Source organism: Phyllobacterium sp. 22229 (assembly GCF_052056495.1).
Taxonomy (GTDB): Bacteria; Pseudomonadota; Alphaproteobacteria; order Rhizobiales; family Rhizobiaceae; genus Phyllobacterium; species Phyllobacterium myrsinacearum.
Genome location: NZ_JBQEPA010000010.1, coordinates 13,731 through 33,855, shown reverse-complemented (window position 1 = coordinate 33,855; position 20,125 = coordinate 13,731). Strand labels below are relative to the sequence as shown.

Genomic DNA, 20,125 nt, shown 5'->3' with positions numbered 1-20,125 from the left:
GCCCGCCATGGGCTGGAACAGCACTCAAACGGAGGAATTGAGAATGAAACTGTATTCGCGGCCGCTCTCCCCCTACTCCTCGATTGTTCGTTGCATCGCCTACTACAAGAAGGCCCCCATCAAGGTCGTAGCGCCGCCGCCGGGTTTTCCGATACCCGAAGAGTTCCGCAGCATTTCCCCGTTCAACCGTATTCCGGTGCTGATTACAGGCTCGGGCCTGACCATCATCGAAGCGACGGTGATCTCCGAATATCTCGAAGAGCATTTTCCCGAGCCGGTCCTGTTGCCGGCAGATTCGCGTGACCGCGCCGTGGTGCGCATGGCCGCCCGTATCGCCGAACTGGAAATCCTCGTTCCCGTCATGGAGCTTTTCGAGCTCGTTCACACCAAATCCAAGGACGACGCACGGATCACCAAACTGTTTGCCAAGCTGGAAGCCGGTTTGCGTGAAATCGAACACCGCATGGGAGATGGCCCCTATGCGCTGGGCAAGCAGATGACCATGGCCGATGCCTGGCTGACGCCGATCCGCTTCCTGTTCAACCATTTCCGGGTGATGACGCGCCGCTCGCGCCTGCTCGAACCTTTTCCGAAATTCGACGCCTATGAGCAACTCATTGTTCAGGATCCGGTGCTATCGCTGGTCTGGTTCGAGATGACGGATGCCTTGAAAGTGTTCCTCGGGGAACTTGAGGCAAGCTGATCAACCGCCCTTGTATCATTGGAGATAGCTGGATGAAAAAGCAGACAATTGGCATGGCCATGATGATTTCGCTCGTGGCGCTTGCCGGATGCCAATCACCCGGCAAACCGGGGCCCGGTTCCCTGGCCTTCGGTTCGGACAAGGCTGCCCTCGCCACCATGGAGAGGGTGGCCCTTGCCGCCAACAATTGCTGGTTCAAGTCGAAGGATTCGGCTTTCAAGCCCTACCATCTCGCACCGGAGCTGAATTCCTATTCCGGCCGGCCGCGCATCCTCGTGGTTCCAGCCGGCAATCCCGGCGGCCGTCCGCTGCTGGTCGTTCATGCGGAAGGCAACCCGGCCAAGGTCGAGGCCTTTGGCCCGCTGATGGGACATTCCATGGGAAATCGCATTGAATCCGACATACGCCGCTGGGCGGCAGGACAACCATCCTGCACCGCGCGCGGCTGAAGAATGACAACGGAAGCCGGTGCGGTATGCACCGGCTTGCAGCCATCACAGTGACAGATAGCGGTCGAGATCGGCCTCAACATGGTCGCGGGTCAAGGCAAGATCCTTGAGCCCTTCGTCGCTCAGCTTGCCGAGCTGAAGCCGCGTGCGCCGTTTCATCAGGGCGCTTTCCACCCACCCGGCAAATTGTGACAGGAAGTCCGGCTGTGAAGCATAGGTCAGCCCCCGGATAGCGGGACGGTTAGGTTCTACAAAAGTCGTACCCATATGCGCCTCCCTGAAACGATTGAATATGTAATATATATGTAAATTACAAAAAATTCATTCAATTTTACTGAGGGCGGGTATCAGCGGACCTGATCGCGGCGGGCAAGGCCGTTCGCACCGGCCTGCCATTGTCCGCGGGGCTGCCGCTGAGCGCTTCAGTCCTGCTCTAGAGCGGTTTGCGGCCATATTGGATCAGTTCTGTTTCCCGGATGGCGAGACAATCCACGCGGAAGGTAGCGAGGCCGATGTTCATCCATCGGACGAAGCTGCCTGACAAAGTGGGTGTCCGCCAGCCGGAAACCCAGCCGTTGGTTTGCTGCGCAAACCAACAAGCTTTCATACTTGCCGGTCGAATTATCCGCATTTCGGCAGAAATGCGGTTCGACCGGAGGGCCGGGTGAATTTGGCCCAATGCCATCGGGCTTCGGCTTCGCCCGATGGAAAGGCATCGGTCTCGCCAAACCCCTCGACCTTGAACCAAATTCCCTCCGGCAGAACGATTCAATATGGTCGCAAACCGCTCTAATCCCAGAAGAAACGGCGCGACTCTCGCAACGCGTCAAACGGCGTCATTCCGATGTCCTTCAGCTGTTCAGCGGAAAGCTCACTCAGATGAATGCGCGTGTTGTGCTTTCGTGCAGCCACGTACAACCATTCCATCATGCGGCGGAACGCCGTCGGATTGTGACCCAATACGCCTGTTGGCACGTCGCGGCGTGCGCGCACTACATCGGAGCATTCTCTTTCAATTGCATCAATTGTACCCATAATATCCATCCTATCGAGCCGAATTGACTCGAATTGCACTGCCAATTGTCTTGAATTGACTCAATTGGAATCGCAATATACATAATTGTCACCATGACAAATTGGCTTCCAGAACTGAAACACGGCAAAGGTCCGCTTTATCTGCAGCTGGCAGAGCGGATTGAATCGGATATTGCGCAAGGCGTGCTTGCACCCGGCACCAAATTGCCTCCGCAGCGCAATCTCGCCTTCGATATCGGGGTGACAATCGGTACGGTCGGCAGGGCGTACAATCTCATCCGCGAGCGCGGGCTTGTCAGCGGCGAAGTGGGCCGCGGCACCTATGTGATTGATCACAAGGAGACGAAGCTGATCGAGCTTCCGCCCGCCCAGCATTCCGAACCCTTCGGCGGCACGCGCAGCGCCATCATTGCGCCCGGCAATATCCGTCTCGACAGCACGGCGGCGATTGATGTCGGGCAATCGGCCGTGATGGACCGTATTCTGCGGGATATCACCCAGTCCTATCCCGGCGAAATTGCCAGCTATTCCCGCACCCTGCCCCCGTCATGGCAATTGGCGGGAAGCCGCTGGCTCGGTTCGGCGGAATGGCGGCCCGACGCCGCCTCGATCGTACCGACGCTCGGCGCCCATTCCGCCATTCTGGCCATTATCGCCGCGGTTACGACGCCGGGCGACCGCATTGCCTTCGAGGATTTGACCTATTGCTCCGCCGCGCGCAGCGTCAATCTGATGGGGCGGCGCAGCATCATCATGAACACCGAGAACGGCAGCGCAACACCGGACGATTTTGAACGGCTCTGCGCCCAGCAGCACCCCAAACTCGTATTTCTGATGCCGTCGCTGCAGAATCCGACGGCGACGACCATGTCCGAGGAACATCGCCGCGCCATTGTCGAGATTGCCCGGCGCTACAATGTCTGGATCATCGAAGACGAGATTTACGGCTCGCTCCTCTGTCTTGACCACGTCAAGTTTGCCGAACTGGCGCCGGAGCGGACCTTCCACATTGGCGGCCTGTCGAAATCCGTCGCTGCCGGCGTGCGCGGCGGCTGGGCCGCCTGCCCGCCGCATCTGGCATCGCGCGTGCTGACGGCCCATAAGATGGTCACCGGCGGCATGCCGTTCCTCATGGCGGAACTCGGCGCGCAACTGGTCAATTCCGGCGAGGCCGACGCCATCCGCGTCAAGGTGCGGGAGGAAACCGCCCGGCGGGAAACACTGGCGCGATCGATCTTTGCCGGTTTCGACCTCAATTCGCATCCCTATTCACCATTCATCTGGGTAAAACTGCCGGAACCATGGCTGTCCGCCACCTTCAAGAGCGCCGCGCTCAATGAGGGCGTCCTCATTGACGACGAGGACGAATTCAAGCCGGGACGGACGGAAAAGACCTTTCACCGGGTGCGGTTCGGCTATTCGGTGCCCGCAACGCTACGTGAAGTAGAAAATGGCCTGTCCATCCTGCGCCGGTTGATGGAAACCGACAATGCGAGCTATGACAGCTATTCCTGAGGAGCAGCAGCACCCATACCGTTTCACCGCTGGACACCACCTGTTGACGAAACGCGGCAAGCGACAATTTTTCCGCGTTAGATGGTGTATTCCCCGTGCAAATTGCTCTAAGAGAACCCAAGAAAAGCGCAATGGAATTGGTATTACCGATGGCTCTCTCCAACACAATCCAGATCACGCCGGAACTCGTTGCTTCGCACGGGCTCAAGCCGGACGAATATCAACGCATTCTCGACCTGATCGGACGTGAACCCAGCTTCACCGAGCTCGGCATCTTCTCGGCCATGTGGAACGAGCATTGCTCCTACAAATCCTCGAAGAAGTGGCTGCGTACCCTGCCGACAACCGGACCGCAGGTCATTCAGGGTCCCGGTGAAAATGCCGGTGTTGTCGATATCGGCGATGGCGACTGCGTTGTCTTCAAGATGGAGAGCCACAACCACCCGTCCTATATCGAGCCCTATCAGGGTGCGGCAACCGGTGTCGGCGGCATTCTGCGCGATGTGTTCACCATGGGCGCCCGGCCGATTGCAGCCATGAATGCACTGCGCTTCGGCGCGCCGTCGCATCCGAAGACGCGCCACCTCGTATCGGGTGTGGTTGAAGGTGTCGGCGGCTACGGCAATTCCTTCGGCGTTCCCACCGTCGGCGGGGAAGTCAATTTCGACGCCCGCTACAACGGCAATATCCTCGTCAATGCTTTTGCCGCCGGCCTTGCCAAGACCAATGCGATCTTCCTGTCCGAAGCCAAGGGCGTCGGCCTTCCCGTTGTCTATCTCGGCGCCAAGACCGGCCGCGATGGCGTCGGCGGCGCCACGATGGCATCGGCTGAATTCGACGAATCGATCGAAGAGAAGCGCCCGACCGTTCAGGTCGGCGATCCCTTCACGGAAAAATGCCTGCTTGAAGCCTCGCTGGAACTGATGGCATCGGGTGCCGTCATCGCCATTCAGGACATGGGCGCCGCAGGCCTCACCTGCTCCGCCGTGGAAATGGGCGCCAAGGGCAATCTCGGCATCCGGCTGAACCTTGATGACGTGCCGGTGCGCGAAGAGCGCATGACCGCCTATGAAATGATGCTGTCGGAAAGCCAGGAGCGCATGCTCATGGTTCTGCGCCCGGAAAAGGAAGCGGAAGCCCAGGCGATCTTCAAGAAATGGGGCCTGGATTTTGCCATCGTCGGTTACACAACCGATGATCTGCGCTTCCGCGTCATCCATCAGGGCGAGGAAGTCGCCAGCCTGCCGATCAAGGACCTTGGTGACCAGGCGCCGGAATATGACCGCCCATGGATGGAACCCGGCAAGCATGCACCGCTGCCCGCTGCCAGCGTTCCCGATGTCGATGATTATGGCGCCGCACTGCTGAAGCTGATCGGTTCGCCCGATCTGTCGTCGCGCCGCTGGGTTTACGAACAATATGACACGCTGATTCAGGGCAATTCGCTGCAGGTTCCCGGCGGCGATGCCGGTGTCGTGCGTGTCGAAGGTCACCGAAGCAAGGCGCTTGCCTTCTCGTCCGACGTCACGCCGCGCTACTGCGAAGCCGACCCCTATGAGGGCGGCAAGCAGGCTGTTGCCGAATGCTGGCGCAACCTGACGGCTGTGGGCGCAGAACCGCTCGCCGCCACCGACAATCTCAATTTCGGCAATCCGGAGCGTCCTGAAATCATGGGACAGCTGGTGAAGGCGATTGGCGGCATCGGCGATGCCTGCCGCGCGCTTGCCTTCCCCATCGTTTCCGGCAACGTATCGCTCTACAATGAGACCAACGGCCAGGCCATCCTGCCCACACCCACCATTGCCGGTGTCGGCCTCATCCCTGACTGGTCGAAGACGGCCAAGATCGGCGGCATGCATGAGCGTGACGTGCTGATCCTCATCGGCGGTGACGGCACCCATCTCGGCCAGTCGGTCTACTTGCGCGACCTGCATGGCCGTGCCGATGGCCCGCCCCCGCCGGTTGACCTCAACATCGAAAAGCGCAATGGCAATTTTGTCCGCTCGGCCATCCGCAATGGTCAGGTCACTGCCTGCCATGATTTGTCTGACGGCGGCCTTGGCATTGCGCTCGCGGAGATGTGCATGGCTGCGGCCAAGGGCGCCAACGTCAATATTGGCGAAGGCCCGGCCCATGCGGTGCTTTTCGGCGAGGATCAGGCGCGTTATCTCATTGCCGTTGCCCCGGATATGGCCAACTTCGTCACGCTCAACGCTGAAGGATCGGGCGTTCCGTTCCGCAAGCTGGGCACTGTCGGCGGCAACACGTTGACGATCGAGGGCCTCGCCTCCATATCAGTAGCAGACCTGACAAAAGCACACGAATCGTGGTTCCCTGACTATATGAGCGGTCAGGACGGCGAAGAAACACAGGCTGCATGATCCTGTCCCGGTAAAGGACAGGCGAAAGTTTGGGAGACAGAACATGGCTATGGACGCGCACGACATCGAGAAAATGATCAAGGACGCCATTCCTGACGCGCAGGTGACCATCCGCGACCTGGCCGGCGATGGTGATCATTATGCCGCGGAAGTCGTCGCCGAGAGTTTTCGCGGCAAGTCGCGCGTTCAGCAGCACCAGATGGTCTATGATGCGCTCAAGGGCAATATGGGCGGCGTCCTGCACGCCCTTGCCCTGCAGACCAGCGCCCCAGAGTAATCACTTCCAATAATCACTTCTTTGCGAACACGGCGAGAATCGGCCCCACGGGGTCGACCCCGCCAATCAGGGTCTTGCGGTTGTTGGCAAGTGCCGAGATCGTCCCGTCGAGAAAGAGCGCGTTGGCGCAATTCAGCCCGTCCCTGAACAGGCGGGCAAAACTTCCCAAGCTCACCGGTTCGATGGATATGGCCAGGACGACCGTATGGGCGTCGCGCACGCCGACGGCATTGCGGATCAGGCGTGATGTGCCGTTCGGCTCGAACCGCGGATGAACCTGCCCGTTGATGACCAGCATTGGCCCCGATTGGGTGGCGATGCGGACGTCGGGCTTTGCAGCATCAAACGCCGCTGTTTCCTGAATGGCGGCAGCGCCATCCTTCCCGATGAAGAAAACCCCGTTCGGCTTCATGTAGAAATTGCCTTCGCCGTCATCGGTCTGTAGTTCCGACGTCTCCCTGCCGTCCTCGACATAGAGGCCGACCGGAGAAAGGTCCTTTTCATACATGCCCGCATTCATCGCCAGGATCGGGCGTATGTCCAGGAGCCGGGATTCCATGAACGTCTTCAGCGATCCATAGGGCTCGCCGTCCTTGCCCGTACGCACCAGATCGATGCGGTGCGAGCGCAGATCGATCTCGCAGACGATGGAATCGACATCCTCGAATGTCATCTTCCGGCAGACATCGGGCAGATCGCCATCGGAGATGTTGACCGGCGGATTGGGTGCAGGCTTGGGTGGGGGTGCCGGGCGCATGAACCAGAAAATTCCTCCCAAAATTGCCAGAACGACGACGCTGACCGCTATAATGATACGAGATGACACAGTGACCAGCCTTGTTTTGCCAGATTTGAAGCGCTATTTGTTTAAACGAGATCAATTTGGACCATTGATGACGATTCGTTGTCATTTGGTATGAAAGGTTGCCGAAATGAGCGGTATCAATGAATTTATCGACAATGAGGTCAAGAGCAACGACGTCGTCCTTTTCATGAAGGGTACGCCGGGCTTTCCGCAGTGCGGCTTTTCAGGCCAGGTCGTGCAAATTCTTGACTACATCGGCGTCGACTACAAAGGCGTGAATATTCTGACATCCAATGAACTGCGTCAGGGTATCAAGGATTATTCCAACTGGCCGACCATCCCTCAGCTTTACGTGAAGGGCGAATTCGTCGGCGGTTGCGACATCATCCGCGAAATGTTCCAGGCAGGCGAGTTGCAAACCCTGCTCAGCGAAAAAGGCATCGCCACCAAGGCGGCCTGACTACGCAACAGTTTCAATCGGTTCCGGGGCAATCCGGAATCATTTTCTCAAGGCGCTGGCTGTTCCAGCGCCTTTGTCTTTGTTTTGCAGGTCTCACAATGGATACCACCACACAAACGTCCGCACCACGCCTCATGGGCATGGGCAAGGTCGAATTCATCGGCATGATGGCCATGCTCATGGCGATCAATGCGCTTGCCATCGACATCATGCTGCCCGGCTTGCAGCAGATCGGCGCGAGCCTTGGTGTGACGAATGAAAACCACCGGCAATATGTGATTTCAGCCTATCTGCTGGGGTTCTCGGTATCGCAGCTGTTCTATGGCCCGCTTTCCGATCGCTTCGGCCGGCGCAAGCCGCTTCTGTTCGGCCTGGTTGTCTACGTCATCGCCGCAGCCAGCGCAGCCTTCGTGCCAAGCTTTGCCTCCCTGCTCCTCTTCCGCCTGATTCAGGGCATCGGTTCGGCCGCCACCCGCGTCATCACCATTTCCATCGTCCGCGACGTCTATGGCGGGCGGCAGATGGCGGAAGTCATGTCGCTGATCATGATGGTCTTCATGATCGTACCCGTCATCGCACCGGGCACGGGCCAGGCCGTGATGCTGTTCGGCGACTGGCACCTGATCTTCATGTTCATGGCCGTCGTGGCGGCGGCTGTGACCGTCTGGATGTATTTCCGCCTGCCGGAAACCTTCGATCCCGCCGACCGGCGTCCGTTTACGCTGGCATCGGTAGCGCAAGGCTTCAAGATCGTTCTGACCAACCGGGTGGCGCTTTGCTATACGCTGGCCAGCGCCTTCCTGTTTGGATCACTGTTCGGCTTCATCAATTCGGCCCAGCAGATCTATATCGGCATCTATGATCTCGGCATCTGGTTCCCGGTGGCGTTTTCATCCATCGCGATCATGATGGCATTTTCGTCCTTCGTGAACTCGCGTTTTGTCGGCCGGTTCGGCATGCGCCGCCTGTCGCATGGCGCGCTCATGGGCTTCCTGACGATCAATACGGCCTGGCTGCTCTTGACCATATTCGGTCCGCATCCGACGCCGTTCCCGATCTACCTCCTGCTCTTCGCCATGGCGATGTTCCAGTTCGGCTGGATCGGCTCGAACTTCAATGCGCTTGCCATGGAGCCGCTCGGCCATGTTGCCGGCACGGCGTCTTCGGTGCTGGGCTTCATGGGGACGGCGGGCGGCGGCGCCATCGGCGCCATCATCGGCCAGTCCTATGACGGGACGACCCTGCCGCTGGTCATGGGCTTCTTCGTCGTTTCGGTGATCGGACTGATGTTCGTGCTGATTGCCGAGAAGGGCAAGCTCTTCCATCCCCATAATCCGCGGGTTTAAGCCCGCGGATTATTCAGACCAAAGCGTCCGGCGCAAATCCTGCCAGTTCGCCTTATCAGGCGCAATCAGCAGGCCGCCGTCCAGATGCCTGGGAAGATAGGCAGAACCATCGAAGCGGGCCGCATGGCCGCCCGCTTCCCGGTGGATGAGAACGCCGGCCAGATGATCCCATGGCATCAGCTTGTTGAAGACGGCGAAGTGCGCATTGCCCGAGGCAATCAGGCGGTATTCATGCGCGGCGCAGCGGAAACCGAACGATGCCTTGCACTTGGCGTGGTTGCGCGCAAGGGTCGAGCGTAGGGGATCGGCCAAAAACTGCCATGAAATGGCCCCCAGCATCTCGCTGACCGCTGTTGGCGGTGCAACAGACACTTTCTGCCTCACATTGAAGGCCGAGCGGATGTGGCTTCCCGCCCCTTTGACGCCGATGATCCAGTCCTTGCCGACGGGATCGTGAATGATCCCGGCCACCGTCTCGCCATTGACCACAACGGCCAGCATCACGCCGAACAGCGGCACGCCCGTGGCAAAATTATAGGTGCCATCCACCGGGTCGATGATAAAAGCCAGCGGCGCGTCCTTCAGCTTGCCGAGCAGCGATGCATCGAGTTCACAGGCTTCCTCGCCCAGCACGAAGGCATCGGGATAGCGCTCGCGCAGCCGCGCGGTGATCACCCGTTCGGCGCTGGTATCGGCTTCCGTTACGAGATCAAGCGCCGAGGTCTTCTGCTTGATATCGCCTGTGCCGAGCTGGCGAAAGCGCGGCATGATTTCCTGAACCGCAACAGCGGCAAGCAGATCACTCAACCAATCGATGTCATTGTCATTAAACTGCACTGGCTTCGGCTCCGTGTGTGACAAGACCGGTGAAATCAAAAATATTGCGGTCGAGAAGATGGCTCGGGCGCGTATTGGCAAGCGCGCGGATCATGATTTCCTTGCGGCCCGGCATGCGCTTTTCGATATCGGTCAGCATCGCCTTCATCATGTTGCGCTGCAGCCCGTCCTGACTGCCGCAGAGATCGCAGGGGATGATGGGAAACTGCATGGCACCGGCAAATTTTTCCAGATCGTCCTCGGCGCAGTAGCTGAGCGGCCGCAGCACCATGACATCGCCCTCATCGTTCAGGAGCTTGGGCGGCATCGCTGCCAGCCTGCCGCCGTGGAAGAGGTTCATGAAGAAGGTTTCAAGAATGTCCTCGCGGTGATGGCCGAGCACCAGCGCCGAACAGCCCTCTTCCCGCGCCACGCGGTAGAGATGGCCGCGCCGCAGCCGCGAACAGAGCGAGCAGTAGGTCTGGTTTTCCTGCACCTTGTCCGTAACGATGGAATAGGTGTCCTTGTATTCGATGCGGTGCTCAATGCCGTTCTTTTTCAGGAAATCCGGCAGGATGTGCTTGGGAAAATTCGGCTGCCCCTAATCGAGATTGCAGGCCAGCAATTCCACCGGCAGCAGGCCCCGCCATTTCAGATCGAGCAGCAGCGCCAGCAGTCCGTAGGAATCCTTGCCGCCGGAAAGCCCGATCAGCCAGCGCTCGCCGGGCTTGACCATGGCAAAATCGTCGATGGCCTGCCGCGTATTGCGCAACAGGCGCTTGCGCAGCTTGTTGAACTCGACACTGGACGGCACCCCGAGAAACATCGGGTGGCAACCGGCGGCATCGGTCAATTCCTGATCGTGAATGGTCATGGTAACACCTCTGGCGCCTTCATTGCCTTGGCCAAAGTCCGAACGCAAGCAATGTTTCATACTGAGGCAAGCCTAAAGTTGAATTGAATGATGTTAACAGGAGTGTCAGATTTTCGCGTCATCAGTTGCAATGCAGCAGGAAGGGAAACCTGATATTCGCCGGGAGATTCCACTCCAGATCCGCAAGTTCGCTCGCGACATGCGTAAGGACGCCACCCTGCCCGAAAATATGCTTTGGCAGGCAATCCGCAACAAGCGCCTGAACGGTTTGAAATTCAAACGGCAGCTGCCATTTGATCGTTATATTCTCGACTTTGTCTGCTTCGAGGCTCGATTGATCATTGAGATTGACGGTAGCCAGCACTCCTGTTCCCAACTTGATAAGCAGCGCGATGCGTACTTTCACCAACGTGGTTTTAAGACTGTCCGCTTCTGGAATGATGAAATTCTGACAAATCTAGACGGCGCATGCGCTCATATTTTGCGTGAAGCCGAAGAGCGGTTGATCGAGTAATCCCCTCACTTGGATTTTCTAAGGATTTAGCGAAGAGGCTAAATCCGAGAAAATCCTTTCTCTCCCGCAAGGGGAGAGATAACCAGCGGCGTCTTATCTCCCCCCTTGCGGGGGAGAAAGCGATTTCAGCATCTTAGCGAGCGCAGCGAAGCTTAAGTGCTAGAAATCGCAAGAGAGGGGATCAGGGAATCGTACCCGCAATACCCATCTACTGCCCGAACACCGACCAGCCCGTCCTTTGCGCCAGCAGTTCCAGCGCAGCTGAACCGAGCAGCGAATTGCCGTTTTCGTTCAGACCCGGCGACCAGGCGGCAATAGACGCCTTGCCGGGAGCGATGGCGAGAATACCGCCACCAACGCCGCTCTTGCCTGGCAGACCAACACGATAGGCGAAATCGCCCGAGCCGTCATAGTGACCGCACATGAGCATCAGCGCATTGATGCGCCGTGCCCGGCCGGATGACACCACACTGCCGCCGCTCAGCGGATTGCGGCCCGCCGAGGCCAGATAAAGCCCCGCATGCGCCAGTTGCCGGCAGGACATGGCGATTGCGCAATGATGGAAGTAGACGCCAAGCACGTGCTCGGCCGGGTGGTTGAGATTGCCGAAGGAGCGCATGAAATTGGCCAGCGCCACATTGCGATAACCCGTATTGGTCTCGGACCGCGCCACGTCGTGGTCGATGGCGATGGTCTCGTCATCGGCGAGATAGCGGATGAACTGAACGATTTCGCCGATTGCCTCCTTCGGCAGGTGCCCGGCCAGCACGACATCGGCCACCGCAATCGCTCCGGCATTGATGAACGGGTTACGCGGCTTGCCCTTCTCCTGTTCGAGCTGGACAATGGAATTGAAGGCATTGCCGGAGGGCTCGCGGCCAACGCGCTTCCACAACCCGTCGCCGATCTTGCCGAGCGCCAGCGTCAGCGTAAAAACCTTGGAAATGCTCTGGATGGAAAAGGACGTGTCCGCATCGCCTGATGTATGCACCTGACCGTCGACGGTGCACAGGGCGAGCCCGAACTGTTTCGGATCGACCGTGGCCAGCTCAGGGATATAGTCCGCCAGCTTGCCCTCGCCGATGCGGCTGGCAAGATCCTGATAGACACTGTCGACGACATCCTGAAGATCGGTCATGTGCGCTCCGGCAAGGGATAAGACAAAAAAAGCCGCCCGGATTTCTCGGGGCGGCTTTTCCTGTACTCAGAACTGATTAACGCGAATAGAATTCGACAACCAGGTTCGGTTCCATCTGTACGGCGTAAGGCACATCGGAGAAGGCCGGAACGCGGGTGTACTTGGCAACCATCTTGTTGTGATCCACTTCGAGATATTCAGGAACATCGCGCTCAGCAAGCTGAACGGCTTCCAGAACGATCACGAGCTGCTTCGACTTTTCGCGCACTTCAATCACGTCACCTGCCTTGCAGATGTAGGACTGGATGTTGACGCGGCGGCCGTTGACGTTGACGTGGCCATGGTTGACGAACTGGCGCGCAGCAAAGATCGTCGGAACGAACTTGGCGCGGTACACCACTGCATCCAGGCGCGACTCAAGCAGGCCGATCAGCTGTTCGCCGGTATCGCCCTTGCGGCGGGCGGCTTCTTCATAGGTCTTGCGGAACTGCTTTTCCGAGATGTCGCCGTAGAAGCCCTTGAGCTTCTGCTTGGCGCGCAGCTGTACGCCGAAATCGGAAAGCTTGCTCTTGCGGCGCTGACCGTGCTGGCCAGGACCATATTCACGACGGTTCACCGGGGACTTCGGACGGCCCCAGATGTTTTCGCCCATACGGCGATCAATTTTATACTTGGACGATTCGCGCTTGCTCATCGCATTTCCTTTCAACCAAACACAAATCGAAGCTTGCGCCCCGATTCAAGGAAACGCGCCCTCCTCTGCCTCCTGTTTTTGAAGACTGACAGAATGATTCACGCACGCTTTGCGAAATCACTCACGGGACACGTCAAATGAAACGCAGAGCTGTTGAGCCCTGCGCTGGGTGGCTTCTAGTGTGAAGGTTTCGTGATGTCAAGCGAGACGGCGCATTTCACGGGTTCATAAAGTTTGAAACCGATCCGGCGCATCAGGCGTTAGGCTAGACGCTTAACAGGAGTGGAGCCGGAAATGACCCTATCCTTACAGCAGTCGCGCTGCTCGACATTCGTCCTTTTATCCCTCACCGCATGTTTTGCAACAACAGCTTTGCTCGGCTCGGCTGACAGTGCCGATGCACGCCAGCGGCGGCATCACAATGCGGCCAGCCGCCCCGCACTTCCAATCACACCGCCCATTCCACTTGCCAAGCCCGATGGTGAAGCTGCACCGGAAACGCCCAAGCCGGAGGAAAAACCCGCGGCGAAACCTGCGGAACAGTTTGGCCCGGATCGTCCAGCGGACGCGAAAACGGATTCAAAGCCGGATGATGAGGACACGGCGGAGAAAGCCGATCCCGCAACGTCGCCCGACCGGGTGTACCAGAATGCCTGTCCGGCGCTGATGAACGGCGATGTCCAGGGTGAAATCGTCCCGCCGCTTGCCGAAGGCACCTGCGGCGAACGCTCGCCGCTCAGGATCACTGCGATCGGCAAGGAGAATCCTGTAAAATTTGCCGCGCCCATCACCACCAATTGCACCATGGCCGGAACGCTCGCCGAATGGATCGGCGATGTGGAGAAAGCCGCGCAAAAATCCTTTGGCGCCGGGATCGAAACCATTGCAACGGGATCCGACTATCAGTGCCGCAAGGTCAACAACGGCAATAAGGGCCGCGTATCGGAACACGCTTTTGCCAATGCGCTGGATATCATGTCATTCAAATTCACCAACGGCAAAACCACGCAGCTCGGCTCCGGCTGGAATGGCACGCCGGAAGAACGGGACTTCTGGCGCTCCATTCACAAGACCAGCTGCGAGCGGTTCATGACCGTCATCGGGCCGGAGGGCGATGCCGCGCATCAGGGCAATATGCATCTTGATCTTGGCTGCCACGGCAAGGCATGCAAGGCGCGCATCTGCCAGTAATGGCGTGCACGCCTTGCGGTTCACTTCTTTGGCTGGACCTTCTGCGGCAGGCCTTTGCGGTCCGTCTCGGCAAAGTCTTCGAGCTGCTTTTCGCTCATCGATTCATACATGCTCTTCGACGCGCCCTTGAGCTGGCTTTTCCGGGTTTTGCCGCGCTTGGCCGACAAGGCGGCCCCTGCAGCCTTCTGCTGCGCCTGGGATTTTGCAGGCATTGTCTGTCTCCCTGTCAATTTCCTACAGGGAAACAACGCGTGTGATGCGGGAGTGTTCCGGAATGCTCAGCTCTGCTGCGCCTCATCGAAAACCGTGCGGGCTTGCCGCAAATGATCGCGGTTCTTCACCGCCCACTCGCCCAAGGCACCGATGGGAACGGCAATTGAATGGCCAATCGGGGTCAGCGCATAGGTGACCTCCGGCGGCGATGCCGGCTTGACGGTACGCGATACCAGACCGTCGCGCTCCAGCGAACGCAGCGTGACCGTCAGCATGCGCTGCGAAATCCCCTCCACCATGCGGCGCAGCACGTTGAAGCGGCGCGGACCGTCCTGAAGGTTGATGATCACCAGAAGGCTCCAGCTGTCGCCGACAATATCGAGCACTTCCCGCATCGGGCAACTGCCTGCACCGTCGGTGACCATCGCGGCCGAGGTTGACAGCAGCGGCACGTCGCCATCGGGTTTGGCATGTATACTCATCGGATAGATCTCCAGTGTTTCCGGGCCGGTTACCTCAGTGTTCCCTGAAACGGAAAAAGTGCGTTCTTCACAGGGCGCCACTTCTAGCATAGATGGTTATTAATAGTAACCAGAAAACAAACCGTACCCAGCAATTCAGGAAATCGAAAAATGAAAATCGCACTGATCGGCGCCACCGGCTTCGTTGGCAAGGAACTTCTGCAGGAAGCCGTCTCGCGCGGCCATAGCGTGACAGCTCTCGTTCGCAATCCCGGCAAGGTGGAACAGCGCGAAGGCGTCAAGGCAGTCAAGGCGGATGTGCTCGATGCCGCCGATCTCACTGAAAAGCTGAAAGGTCACGACATTGTACTCTCTGCCTACAATCCGGGCTGGGGCGAACCTGATATTCAGGCCATTCATGTCAAGGCAAGCAAGGCAATCACGGAGGTGGCCAAGCAGGCAGGCGTCAAGCGCCTGATCGTCATTGGCGGCGCCGGCAGCCTGTTGAATCAGGAAGGCAAGCAATTTGTCGATGGCCCTGATTTTCCTGCCGAATATCGCGAAGGTGCCCTCGGCGCCCGCCAGGCGCTCAACGACCTGAAGACGGAAAATAGTCTGGACTGGAGCTTTGTCTCTCCGCCGTTCGCCCTCGTGCCGGGCGCGCGCACCGGTACCTACCGGCTTGGCAAGGACAATCCCATATTCAACGCCGAGGGCCACAGCACCATCAGCGTGGCTGATCTTGCCGTCGCCATTCTTGATGAAGCCGAAGCAGGCAAGCACATCCGGCAGCGCTTCACCGTCGGATACTGATATCCGATGGCCTAACGACACAGCCGCCCCATCCGGGGCGGTTTCCTTTTGGTGCCTCGGCAACCCGAATGTGCGTTCTTCACAAGCCGCCAGCCCGCGCTTACCTAAACAGCAACACAGGACATGAAGGTGAAGATCATGGAACTCGGCATCTACACATTTGCGGGCATGAGCCCAGACCCGGCGAGCGGCGTTGCCATCGACGCGCACCAGCGCATGCAGAACCTTCTGGAAGAGATGGAACTGGCCGATCAGGTTGGCCTCGATGTGTTTGGCATCGGCGAGCATCACCGCCCGGATTTCGTCATTTCCACGCCCGCCGTGGTTCTTGCCGCCGGTGCGGCGCGCACCAAAAACATCCGGCTGACCAGCGCGGTCACGGTTCTGAGCTCGGAGGATCCGGTTCGCGTGTTCCAGGAATATGCGACGCTCGACCTGATTTCCTCGGGCCGTGCGGAAATCATGGCGGGACGCGGCTCATTCATCGAGTCCTTTCCCCTGTTCGGTTATGACCTGAATGATTACGACGCGCTGTTCACTGAAAAGCTCGATCTCCTGTTGAAACTGCGCGCCAGCGAACGCGTGACCTGGAAAGGCAATCTGCGTGCGCCGATCAACAATCTCGGCGTTTATCCGCGGCCGCTGCAGAATCCGCTGCCCGTATGGATTGCCGTCGGCGGCACCCCTGCCTCGGTCATCCGCGCCGGTACGCTCGGCCTGCCGCTCGCTGTAGCCATTATCGGCGGCGAGCCGCATCGCTTTGCACCGCTGGTCGATCTTTACCGCGAAGCCGGGGCCAAGGCCGGTCATGCGCCTGAAACGCTGAAAGTCAGCATCAACTCGCATGGCTATGTCGCCGAGACATCGCAGGCCGCCGCGGACGGTTACTGGCCATCCTATGAGGTGGTGATGAACAAGATCGGCCGTGAGCGCGGCTGGCCGCCAAGCAACCGGGCGCAGTTCGAAGCGGGCCGCACCCCGCGCGGTGCCCTTCTGGTCGGCTCGCCGCAGGAGGTCATCGACAAGATCATGCTGCAGCACAGCTACTTCAAGCATGACCGTTTTCTGCTGCAGATTGATCTGGGCAGCCTGCCGCACAAAAACACGCTGAAAGCCATCGAACTGTTCGGCACAAAGGTTGCCCCGATCATCCGCAAGGAACTTGGCCAGCCCGTGAAGACGGAAGAAACGGCATTGGCATAGTCAGCGACGGCGGGGCTTCGGTCCCTTCGGTCCCGCCGGTCACTGAAGATCAAACGGTGGCCAGCCCGAAACCTTGCATAAGGCGCCGGGTGGAAAAGTCGGGATTGCCCGAGGTGAACACGGCGATGTCGTCGCCATGCTCCGGCTCGCTGCCCGCTCCGTTGGGCTTGAGCAGCGACAGGGCGCGGCGGGCAATCGCTTCGGCCGGATCGAGCCAGTCCACCGGCCACGGGGCAAGACGGCGGAACACATTGGCCAGAAACGGATAATGCGTGCAGGCCAGAACAACGATATCGGTGCGCTTGCCATCCATTTCGACAAAGCAGGGCGCAATTTCCGCCGCGATCGCCGCATCGTCCAAGTGGTCGCCGCGGATATGCGCTTCCGCCATGCGCGCCAGGTTCTGGCTGCCGACGAGCCGCACATGGCATTTCGTGGCAAAAGACTGGATGAGATCGCGCGTATAGGCACGCTTGACCGTGCCCGGCGTTGCCAGCACCGTGATAAGGCCCGACGAGGTGCGCTCTGCCGCCGGTTTGATGGCGGGAACGGTGCCGACAAAGGGCACCGCCGGAAAAGCCCGGCGCAGATCATCCAGCACCAGCGTTGACGCCGTATTGCAGGGAATGATGACAATCTCCGGATCATAAGTGGCAATGAAGCCCTCGAACAGGCCGAGAATGCGGGCGCGCAACGGCTCTTCGTCCCAGTCGCCATAGGGAAAACCGGCATCGTCGGCGATATAGACAAAACGCCGGTCCGGGATGAGGACCCGCGCCTCGCGCAGGACGGTCAAGCCGCCAATGCCGCTGTCAAACGCAATGATCGGCCGGTCCGCTGCGTCATTCATCGCCTGGTATGTCCTCGCGTCCCGCTGGCTTGGCCGCCGTTTTGTCAGGCGCCGGCTTTTCCCGCTTGCGCCCTTCCGGTGCACCGGAGCCGCGCGGCGTCTTCGGGCTGAAATAGTCCAGCGAAACAACCACGCCGCGCAACAGCCTCAGTTCCGAGTCGGAAAAGCCCGCGCGGGTCAGAACGCCGCGCAGATTGTTGACCATGATCTCTTTGCGCGCCATGGGGCGGAAATAGCCGCGCGCCTGCAAGGCATCCTCCAGATGATTGAAAAAGCCCTGCAGCTGTTCCTTCGGCGCGGGTTCCAGTTCGGGACCGCGGAAAGCCGTGTCCGTCTCCTTCTCCAACCCGGACTTCATCCACTCATAGGACATGAGCAAAACCGCCTGTGCGATGTTCAGCGACGAGAATGCCGGATTGACCGGAAATGTCACCAGCTCATCGGCGAGGCTGACTTCGTCATTATTGAGGCCGAAACGCTCGCGGCCGAAAAGAATCCCGGTCTTCTCGCCTCTATTGAAGCGCTGGCGCAGCGTCTGGCCCGCCTCGACGGGTCCGCGCACCTGCTTGAACGCGTCGCGTTCGCGTGCCGTCGTCGCGTAGACGAAGTGCAGGTCCTCGATAGCCGACGGCAGATCGTCGTAGACCTTTGCCGCATCGATGATGTGATCGGCCCGGCTTGCGGCGGAGCGCGCCTTGTCGTTGGGAAATTCCTCGCGCGGCTTGACGAGGCGCAGTTCCGCCAGCCCGAAATTGGCCATGGCCCGCGCCACCATGCCGATATTCTCCGGCAATTGCGGCTCGACCAGGATGATCGCCGGCCCTTCGGCAATGAGTGTGCGCTGTCTGTCTGTACCTGCCATGATCAATCCATTGTGAATGCCGCCCTCATACAACGCGTTTTTTCAGCGGGCAATCGTGCATCGGGCCTGTGCCCGGTTCATATTCGGCCAAGATTGCGATTAAACACTTAAAGCCAGTCTTTGCGTTCTGGTTTGCGAGTGCTATAGGGGCGCGAACCCTCAATGAAAACCGATGCTGGCATTCCCAGACCAGTAATAAAGAGGCTGATTATTCATGGCAAAGATCAAGGTTGCAAACCCGGTTGTCGAACTTGACGGCGACGAGATGACCCGCATCATCTGGCAGCACATCAAAGACAAGCTGATCCATCCCTATCTCGACATCGACCTGAAATATTACGATCTGGGCATCGAACATCGCGATGCGACCGACGATCAGGTGACCATCGACGCGGCCAATGCAATCAAGCAGTATGGCGTTGGCGTCAAATGCGCCACCATCACCCCGGACGAACAGCGCGTTGAGGAATTCGGCCTCAAGAAGATGTGGAAGTCGCCCAACGGCACCATCCGCAACATTCTCGGCGGCGTCATCTTCCGCGAACCGATCATTGCCAAGAACGTTCCCCGTCTGGTTCCAGGCTGGACCCAGCCGATCATCGTCGGCCGCCATGCCTTCGGCGACCAGTACCGCGCCACCGATTTCCGCTTCCCCGGCAAGGGCAAGCTGTCGATCAAGTTTGTCGGCGAAGACGGCAAGACCATCGAACATGACGTCTATGATGCGCCGAGCGCCGGCGTCGCCATGGCCATGTACAATCTGGATGATTCCATCCGCGACTTTGCCCGCGCCTCGCTCAACTATGCCTATAACCGCGGCGTTCCCTGCTATCTCTCAACCAAGAACACCATCCTCAAGGCCTATGACGGCCGCTTCAAGGACATCTTCCAGGAAGTATTCGACGCCGAATTCAAGGACAAGTTCGCCGAGAAGAAGATCACCTACGAACATCGCCTGATCGATGACATGGTCGCCTCGGCGCTGAAATGGTCCGGCGGCTATGTCTGGGCCTGCAAGAACTATGACGGCGACGTGCAGTCCGACATCGTGGCGCAGGGCTTTGGCTCGCTCGGCCTGATGACCTCCGTGCTGATGACGCCGGATGGCCAGACGGTGGAAGCGGAAGCCGCCCACGGCACCGTGACACGCCACTACCGCCAGCACCAGAAGGGCGAGGAAACCTCGACCAACTCCATCGCCTCGATCTTTGCCTGGACGCGTGGCCTTGCCCATCGCGCCAAGCTTGACGGCAACACCGAACTCGACCGCTTTGCCAACACGCTGGAAAAGGTCTGCGTCGACACGGTCGAAGCCGGTTACATGACCAAGGATCTGGCACTGCTGATCGGTCCCGACCAGCCCTGGCTGTCCACCACGGGTTTCCTCGACAAGATCGACGAAAACCTGCGCAAGGCCATGGGCGCCTGATCAGGGCCACCTGATCGCGGGACTGCCTGATCGGGCATCGCCCCACCATATACGACAAGCCCCGGTTCGCCGGGGCTTTTCTTTGACCGGCTGGCT

General features: G+C 59.1%; 22 protein-coding genes and 1 pseudogene. 12 read left to right on the top strand and 11 right to left on the bottom strand.

The features are described 5' to 3' along the window. The first annotated feature begins 43 nt into the window (after window positions 1-43). A complete protein-coding gene (locus tag ACTJJ7_RS13605; protein WP_105732448.1) occupies window positions 44-703 on the top strand; it encodes a glutathione S-transferase family protein in 660 nt (219 codons plus the stop codon). 32 nt (window positions 704-735) lie between these two features. Further along, window positions 736-1,152 carry a hypothetical protein gene (locus ACTJJ7_RS13600; RefSeq protein ID WP_440967471.1) on the top strand — a complete coding sequence of 139 codons (417 nt, stop codon included), beginning with the start codon at window positions 736-738 and terminating at the stop codon, window positions 1,150-1,152. 45 nt (window positions 1,153-1,197) lie between these two features. Here ACTJJ7_RS13600 and ACTJJ7_RS13595 read toward each other — a convergent pair whose 3' ends face one another. Next, on the bottom strand, window positions 1,198-1,419 hold the full coding sequence (locus tag ACTJJ7_RS13595) for a DUF1127 domain-containing protein (RefSeq protein WP_105732446.1): 222 nt from the start codon (window positions 1,417-1,419) through the stop codon (window positions 1,198-1,200). Window positions 1,420-1,941: 522 nt separating this feature from the next. After that, window positions 1,942-2,187 (bottom strand): DUF1127 domain-containing protein, encoded by a 246-nt coding sequence (locus ACTJJ7_RS13590; RefSeq protein WP_165401850.1) that lies wholly within the window; start codon window positions 2,185-2,187, stop codon window positions 1,942-1,944. 93 nt (window positions 2,188-2,280) lie between these two features. Between ACTJJ7_RS13590 and ACTJJ7_RS13585 the strand changes: the two genes are divergently transcribed. The 3 genes from ACTJJ7_RS13585 to ACTJJ7_RS13575 all read left to right on the top strand — a co-directional run bounded on the left by ACTJJ7_RS13585 (window position 2,281) and on the right by ACTJJ7_RS13575 (window position 6,360). Continuing rightward, entirely contained in the window at window positions 2,281-3,702 is a 1,422-nt protein-coding gene (locus ACTJJ7_RS13585) for an aminotransferase-like domain-containing protein (RefSeq protein ID WP_130270325.1), read from the top strand. Window positions 3,703-3,851: 149 nt separating this feature from the next. Further along, complete coding sequence (purL, locus tag ACTJJ7_RS13580; RefSeq protein WP_440967641.1) at window positions 3,852-6,083, top strand: phosphoribosylformylglycinamidine synthase subunit PurL; 2,232 nt, start codon at window positions 3,852-3,854, stop codon at window positions 6,081-6,083. 43 nt (window positions 6,084-6,126) lie between these two features. Next, window positions 6,127-6,360 (top strand): BolA/IbaG family iron-sulfur metabolism protein, encoded by a 234-nt coding sequence (locus ACTJJ7_RS13575; protein ID WP_091877529.1) that lies wholly within the window; start codon window positions 6,127-6,129, stop codon window positions 6,358-6,360. A 13-nt stretch (window positions 6,361-6,373) separates the two neighbouring features. Here the strand turns inward: ACTJJ7_RS13575 and ACTJJ7_RS13570 are convergent, their stop codons facing one another. Further along, the gene (locus ACTJJ7_RS13570; protein WP_440967467.1) at window positions 6,374-7,117 is read right to left on the bottom strand and encodes a phosphodiester glycosidase family protein; all 744 of its coding nucleotides are present in this window, start codon (window positions 7,115-7,117) and stop codon (window positions 6,374-6,376) included. Between the two features lie 175 nt (window positions 7,118-7,292). On the opposite strand from ACTJJ7_RS13570, the gene grxD reads away from it, so the two are divergent. Further along, entirely contained in the window at window positions 7,293-7,625 is a 333-nt protein-coding gene (grxD, locus tag ACTJJ7_RS13565; RefSeq protein WP_105732441.1) for a Grx4 family monothiol glutaredoxin, read from the top strand. A gap of 140 nt (window positions 7,626-7,765) precedes the next feature. Next, window positions 7,766-8,971 carry a multidrug effflux MFS transporter gene (locus tag ACTJJ7_RS13560; RefSeq protein WP_105733094.1) on the top strand — a complete coding sequence of 402 codons (1,206 nt, stop codon included), beginning with the start codon at window positions 7,766-7,768 and terminating at the stop codon, window positions 8,969-8,971. A 9-nt stretch (window positions 8,972-8,980) separates the two neighbouring features. On the opposite strand, the gene ACTJJ7_RS13555 is transcribed toward ACTJJ7_RS13560, so the two are convergent. Both ACTJJ7_RS13555 and ttcA read right to left on the bottom strand, forming a co-directional pair. Then, window positions 8,981-9,808 (bottom strand): inositol monophosphatase family protein, encoded by an 828-nt coding sequence (locus tag ACTJJ7_RS13555; RefSeq protein ID WP_130270321.1) that lies wholly within the window; start codon window positions 9,806-9,808, stop codon window positions 8,981-8,983. Beyond that, window positions 9,798-10,661 (bottom strand): annotated as a pseudogene (gene ttcA, locus ACTJJ7_RS13550) (tRNA 2-thiocytidine(32) synthetase TtcA). The gene ACTJJ7_RS13555 and the pseudogene ttcA overlap by 11 nt, the downstream one beginning before the upstream one ends. 130 nt (window positions 10,662-10,791) lie before the next feature. Here ttcA and ACTJJ7_RS13545 point away from each other — a divergent pair. After that, a complete protein-coding gene (locus ACTJJ7_RS13545; protein ID WP_440967466.1) occupies window positions 10,792-11,175 on the top strand; it encodes an endonuclease domain-containing protein in 384 nt (127 codons plus the stop codon). A 208-nt stretch (window positions 11,176-11,383) separates the two neighbouring features. On the opposite strand, the gene ACTJJ7_RS13540 is transcribed toward ACTJJ7_RS13545, so the two are convergent. Together ACTJJ7_RS13540 and rpsD are read right to left on the bottom strand one after the other, a co-directional pair. Next, a complete protein-coding gene (locus tag ACTJJ7_RS13540) occupies window positions 11,384-12,313 on the bottom strand; it encodes a glutaminase (RefSeq protein WP_105732438.1) in 930 nt (309 codons plus the stop codon). A 76-nt stretch (window positions 12,314-12,389) separates the two neighbouring features. Beyond that, on the bottom strand, window positions 12,390-13,007 hold the full coding sequence (rpsD, locus tag ACTJJ7_RS13535; protein WP_105732437.1) for a 30S ribosomal protein S4: 618 nt from the start codon (window positions 13,005-13,007) through the stop codon (window positions 12,390-12,392). A 294-nt stretch (window positions 13,008-13,301) separates the two neighbouring features. Between rpsD and ACTJJ7_RS13530 the strand changes: the two genes are divergently transcribed. After that, the gene (locus ACTJJ7_RS13530) at window positions 13,302-14,198 is read left to right on the top strand and encodes an extensin-like domain-containing protein (protein WP_440967464.1); all 897 of its coding nucleotides are present in this window, start codon (window positions 13,302-13,304) and stop codon (window positions 14,196-14,198) included. 20 nt (window positions 14,199-14,218) lie between these two features. Here ACTJJ7_RS13530 and ACTJJ7_RS13525 read toward each other — a convergent pair whose 3' ends face one another. Both ACTJJ7_RS13525 and ACTJJ7_RS13520 read right to left on the bottom strand, forming a co-directional pair. Next, window positions 14,219-14,410: a DUF3008 family protein gene (locus tag ACTJJ7_RS13525; RefSeq protein WP_105732435.1), complete on the bottom strand. Its 192-nt coding sequence runs from the start codon at window positions 14,408-14,410 to the stop codon at window positions 14,219-14,221. A 66-nt stretch (window positions 14,411-14,476) separates the two neighbouring features. Beyond that, on the bottom strand, window positions 14,477-14,893 hold the full coding sequence (locus ACTJJ7_RS13520) for a winged helix-turn-helix transcriptional regulator (protein ID WP_440967463.1): 417 nt from the start codon (window positions 14,891-14,893) through the stop codon (window positions 14,477-14,479). 150 nt (window positions 14,894-15,043) lie between these two features. On the opposite strand from ACTJJ7_RS13520, the gene ACTJJ7_RS13515 reads away from it, so the two are divergent. Together ACTJJ7_RS13515 and ACTJJ7_RS13510 are read left to right on the top strand one after the other, a co-directional pair. Continuing rightward, the gene (locus ACTJJ7_RS13515; protein WP_440967461.1) at window positions 15,044-15,685 is read left to right on the top strand and encodes an NAD(P)-dependent oxidoreductase; all 642 of its coding nucleotides are present in this window, start codon (window positions 15,044-15,046) and stop codon (window positions 15,683-15,685) included. Window positions 15,686-15,823: 138 nt separating this feature from the next. Continuing rightward, window positions 15,824-16,888 (top strand): LLM class flavin-dependent oxidoreductase, encoded by a 1,065-nt coding sequence (locus ACTJJ7_RS13510; protein WP_440967639.1) that lies wholly within the window; start codon window positions 15,824-15,826, stop codon window positions 16,886-16,888. A gap of 49 nt (window positions 16,889-16,937) precedes the next feature. On the opposite strand, the gene murI is transcribed toward ACTJJ7_RS13510, so the two are convergent. Both murI and ACTJJ7_RS13500 read right to left on the bottom strand, forming a co-directional pair. Next, complete coding sequence (murI, locus tag ACTJJ7_RS13505) at window positions 16,938-17,738, bottom strand: glutamate racemase (protein ID WP_105732432.1); 801 nt, start codon at window positions 17,736-17,738, stop codon at window positions 16,938-16,940. Beyond that, window positions 17,731-18,600, bottom strand: a complete 870-nt coding sequence (locus tag ACTJJ7_RS13500; RefSeq protein WP_105733092.1) for an RNA methyltransferase — start codon at window positions 18,598-18,600, stop codon at window positions 17,731-17,733. Before ACTJJ7_RS13500 ends, murI begins: the two co-directional genes overlap by 8 nt. A gap of 214 nt (window positions 18,601-18,814) precedes the next feature. Here ACTJJ7_RS13500 and ACTJJ7_RS13495 point away from each other — a divergent pair, with 214 nt between their 5' ends. Then, a complete protein-coding gene (locus ACTJJ7_RS13495) occupies window positions 18,815-20,029 on the top strand; it encodes an NADP-dependent isocitrate dehydrogenase (protein ID WP_130270309.1) in 1,215 nt (404 codons plus the stop codon). The last annotated feature ends 96 nt before the right edge of the window (window positions 20,030-20,125 follow it).

Excerpts from the sequence above, each read along its gene's own strand:
- ACTJJ7_RS13585 (WP_130270325.1), top strand. The coding sequence starts at position 2,281 with ATGACAAATTGGCTTCCAGAACTGAAACACGGCAAAGGTCCGCTTTAT.
- ACTJJ7_RS13590 (WP_165401850.1), bottom strand. The coding sequence starts at position 2,187 with ATGGGTACAATTGATGCAATTGAAAGAGAATGCTCCGATGTAGTGCGC.
- ACTJJ7_RS13495 (WP_130270309.1), top strand. The coding sequence starts at position 18,815 with ATGGCAAAGATCAAGGTTGCAAACCCGGTTGTCGAACTTGACGGCGAC.
- ACTJJ7_RS13545 (WP_440967466.1), top strand. The coding sequence starts at position 10,792 with ATGCAGCAGGAAGGGAAACCTGATATTCGCCGGGAGATTCCACTCCAG.
- ACTJJ7_RS13510 (WP_440967639.1), top strand. The coding sequence starts at position 15,824 with ATGGAACTCGGCATCTACACATTTGCGGGCATGAGCCCAGACCCGGCG.
- ACTJJ7_RS13515 (WP_440967461.1), top strand. The coding sequence starts at position 15,044 with ATGAAAATCGCACTGATCGGCGCCACCGGCTTCGTTGGCAAGGAACTT.
- rpsD (WP_105732437.1), bottom strand. The coding sequence starts at position 13,007 with ATGAGCAAGCGCGAATCGTCCAAGTATAAAATTGATCGCCGTATGGGC.
- ACTJJ7_RS13605 (WP_105732448.1), top strand. The coding sequence starts at position 44 with ATGAAACTGTATTCGCGGCCGCTCTCCCCCTACTCCTCGATTGTTCGT.
- grxD (WP_105732441.1), top strand. The coding sequence starts at position 7,293 with ATGAGCGGTATCAATGAATTTATCGACAATGAGGTCAAGAGCAACGAC.
- murI (WP_105732432.1), bottom strand. The coding sequence starts at position 17,738 with ATGAATGACGCAGCGGACCGGCCGATCATTGCGTTTGACAGCGGCATT.
- ACTJJ7_RS13570 (WP_440967467.1), bottom strand. The coding sequence starts at position 7,117 with ATGCGCCCGGCACCCCCACCCAAGCCTGCACCCAATCCGCCGGTCAAC.
- ACTJJ7_RS13525 (WP_105732435.1), bottom strand. The coding sequence starts at position 14,410 with ATGCCTGCAAAATCCCAGGCGCAGCAGAAGGCTGCAGGGGCCGCCTTG.
- purL (WP_440967641.1), top strand. The coding sequence starts at position 3,852 with ATGGCTCTCTCCAACACAATCCAGATCACGCCGGAACTCGTTGCTTCG.
- ACTJJ7_RS13530 (WP_440967464.1), top strand. The coding sequence starts at position 13,302 with ATGACCCTATCCTTACAGCAGTCGCGCTGCTCGACATTCGTCCTTTTA.
- ACTJJ7_RS13520 (WP_440967463.1), bottom strand. The coding sequence starts at position 14,893 with ATGAGTATACATGCCAAACCCGATGGCGACGTGCCGCTGCTGTCAACC.
- ACTJJ7_RS13560 (WP_105733094.1), top strand. The coding sequence starts at position 7,766 with ATGGGCAAGGTCGAATTCATCGGCATGATGGCCATGCTCATGGCGATC.
- ACTJJ7_RS13575 (WP_091877529.1), top strand. The coding sequence starts at position 6,127 with ATGGCTATGGACGCGCACGACATCGAGAAAATGATCAAGGACGCCATT.
- ACTJJ7_RS13540 (WP_105732438.1), bottom strand. The coding sequence starts at position 12,313 with ATGACCGATCTTCAGGATGTCGTCGACAGTGTCTATCAGGATCTTGCC.
- ACTJJ7_RS13600 (WP_440967471.1), top strand. The coding sequence starts at position 736 with ATGAAAAAGCAGACAATTGGCATGGCCATGATGATTTCGCTCGTGGCG.
- ACTJJ7_RS13500 (WP_105733092.1), bottom strand. The coding sequence starts at position 18,600 with ATGGCAGGTACAGACAGACAGCGCACACTCATTGCCGAAGGGCCGGCG.
- ACTJJ7_RS13595 (WP_105732446.1), bottom strand. The coding sequence starts at position 1,419 with ATGGGTACGACTTTTGTAGAACCTAACCGTCCCGCTATCCGGGGGCTG.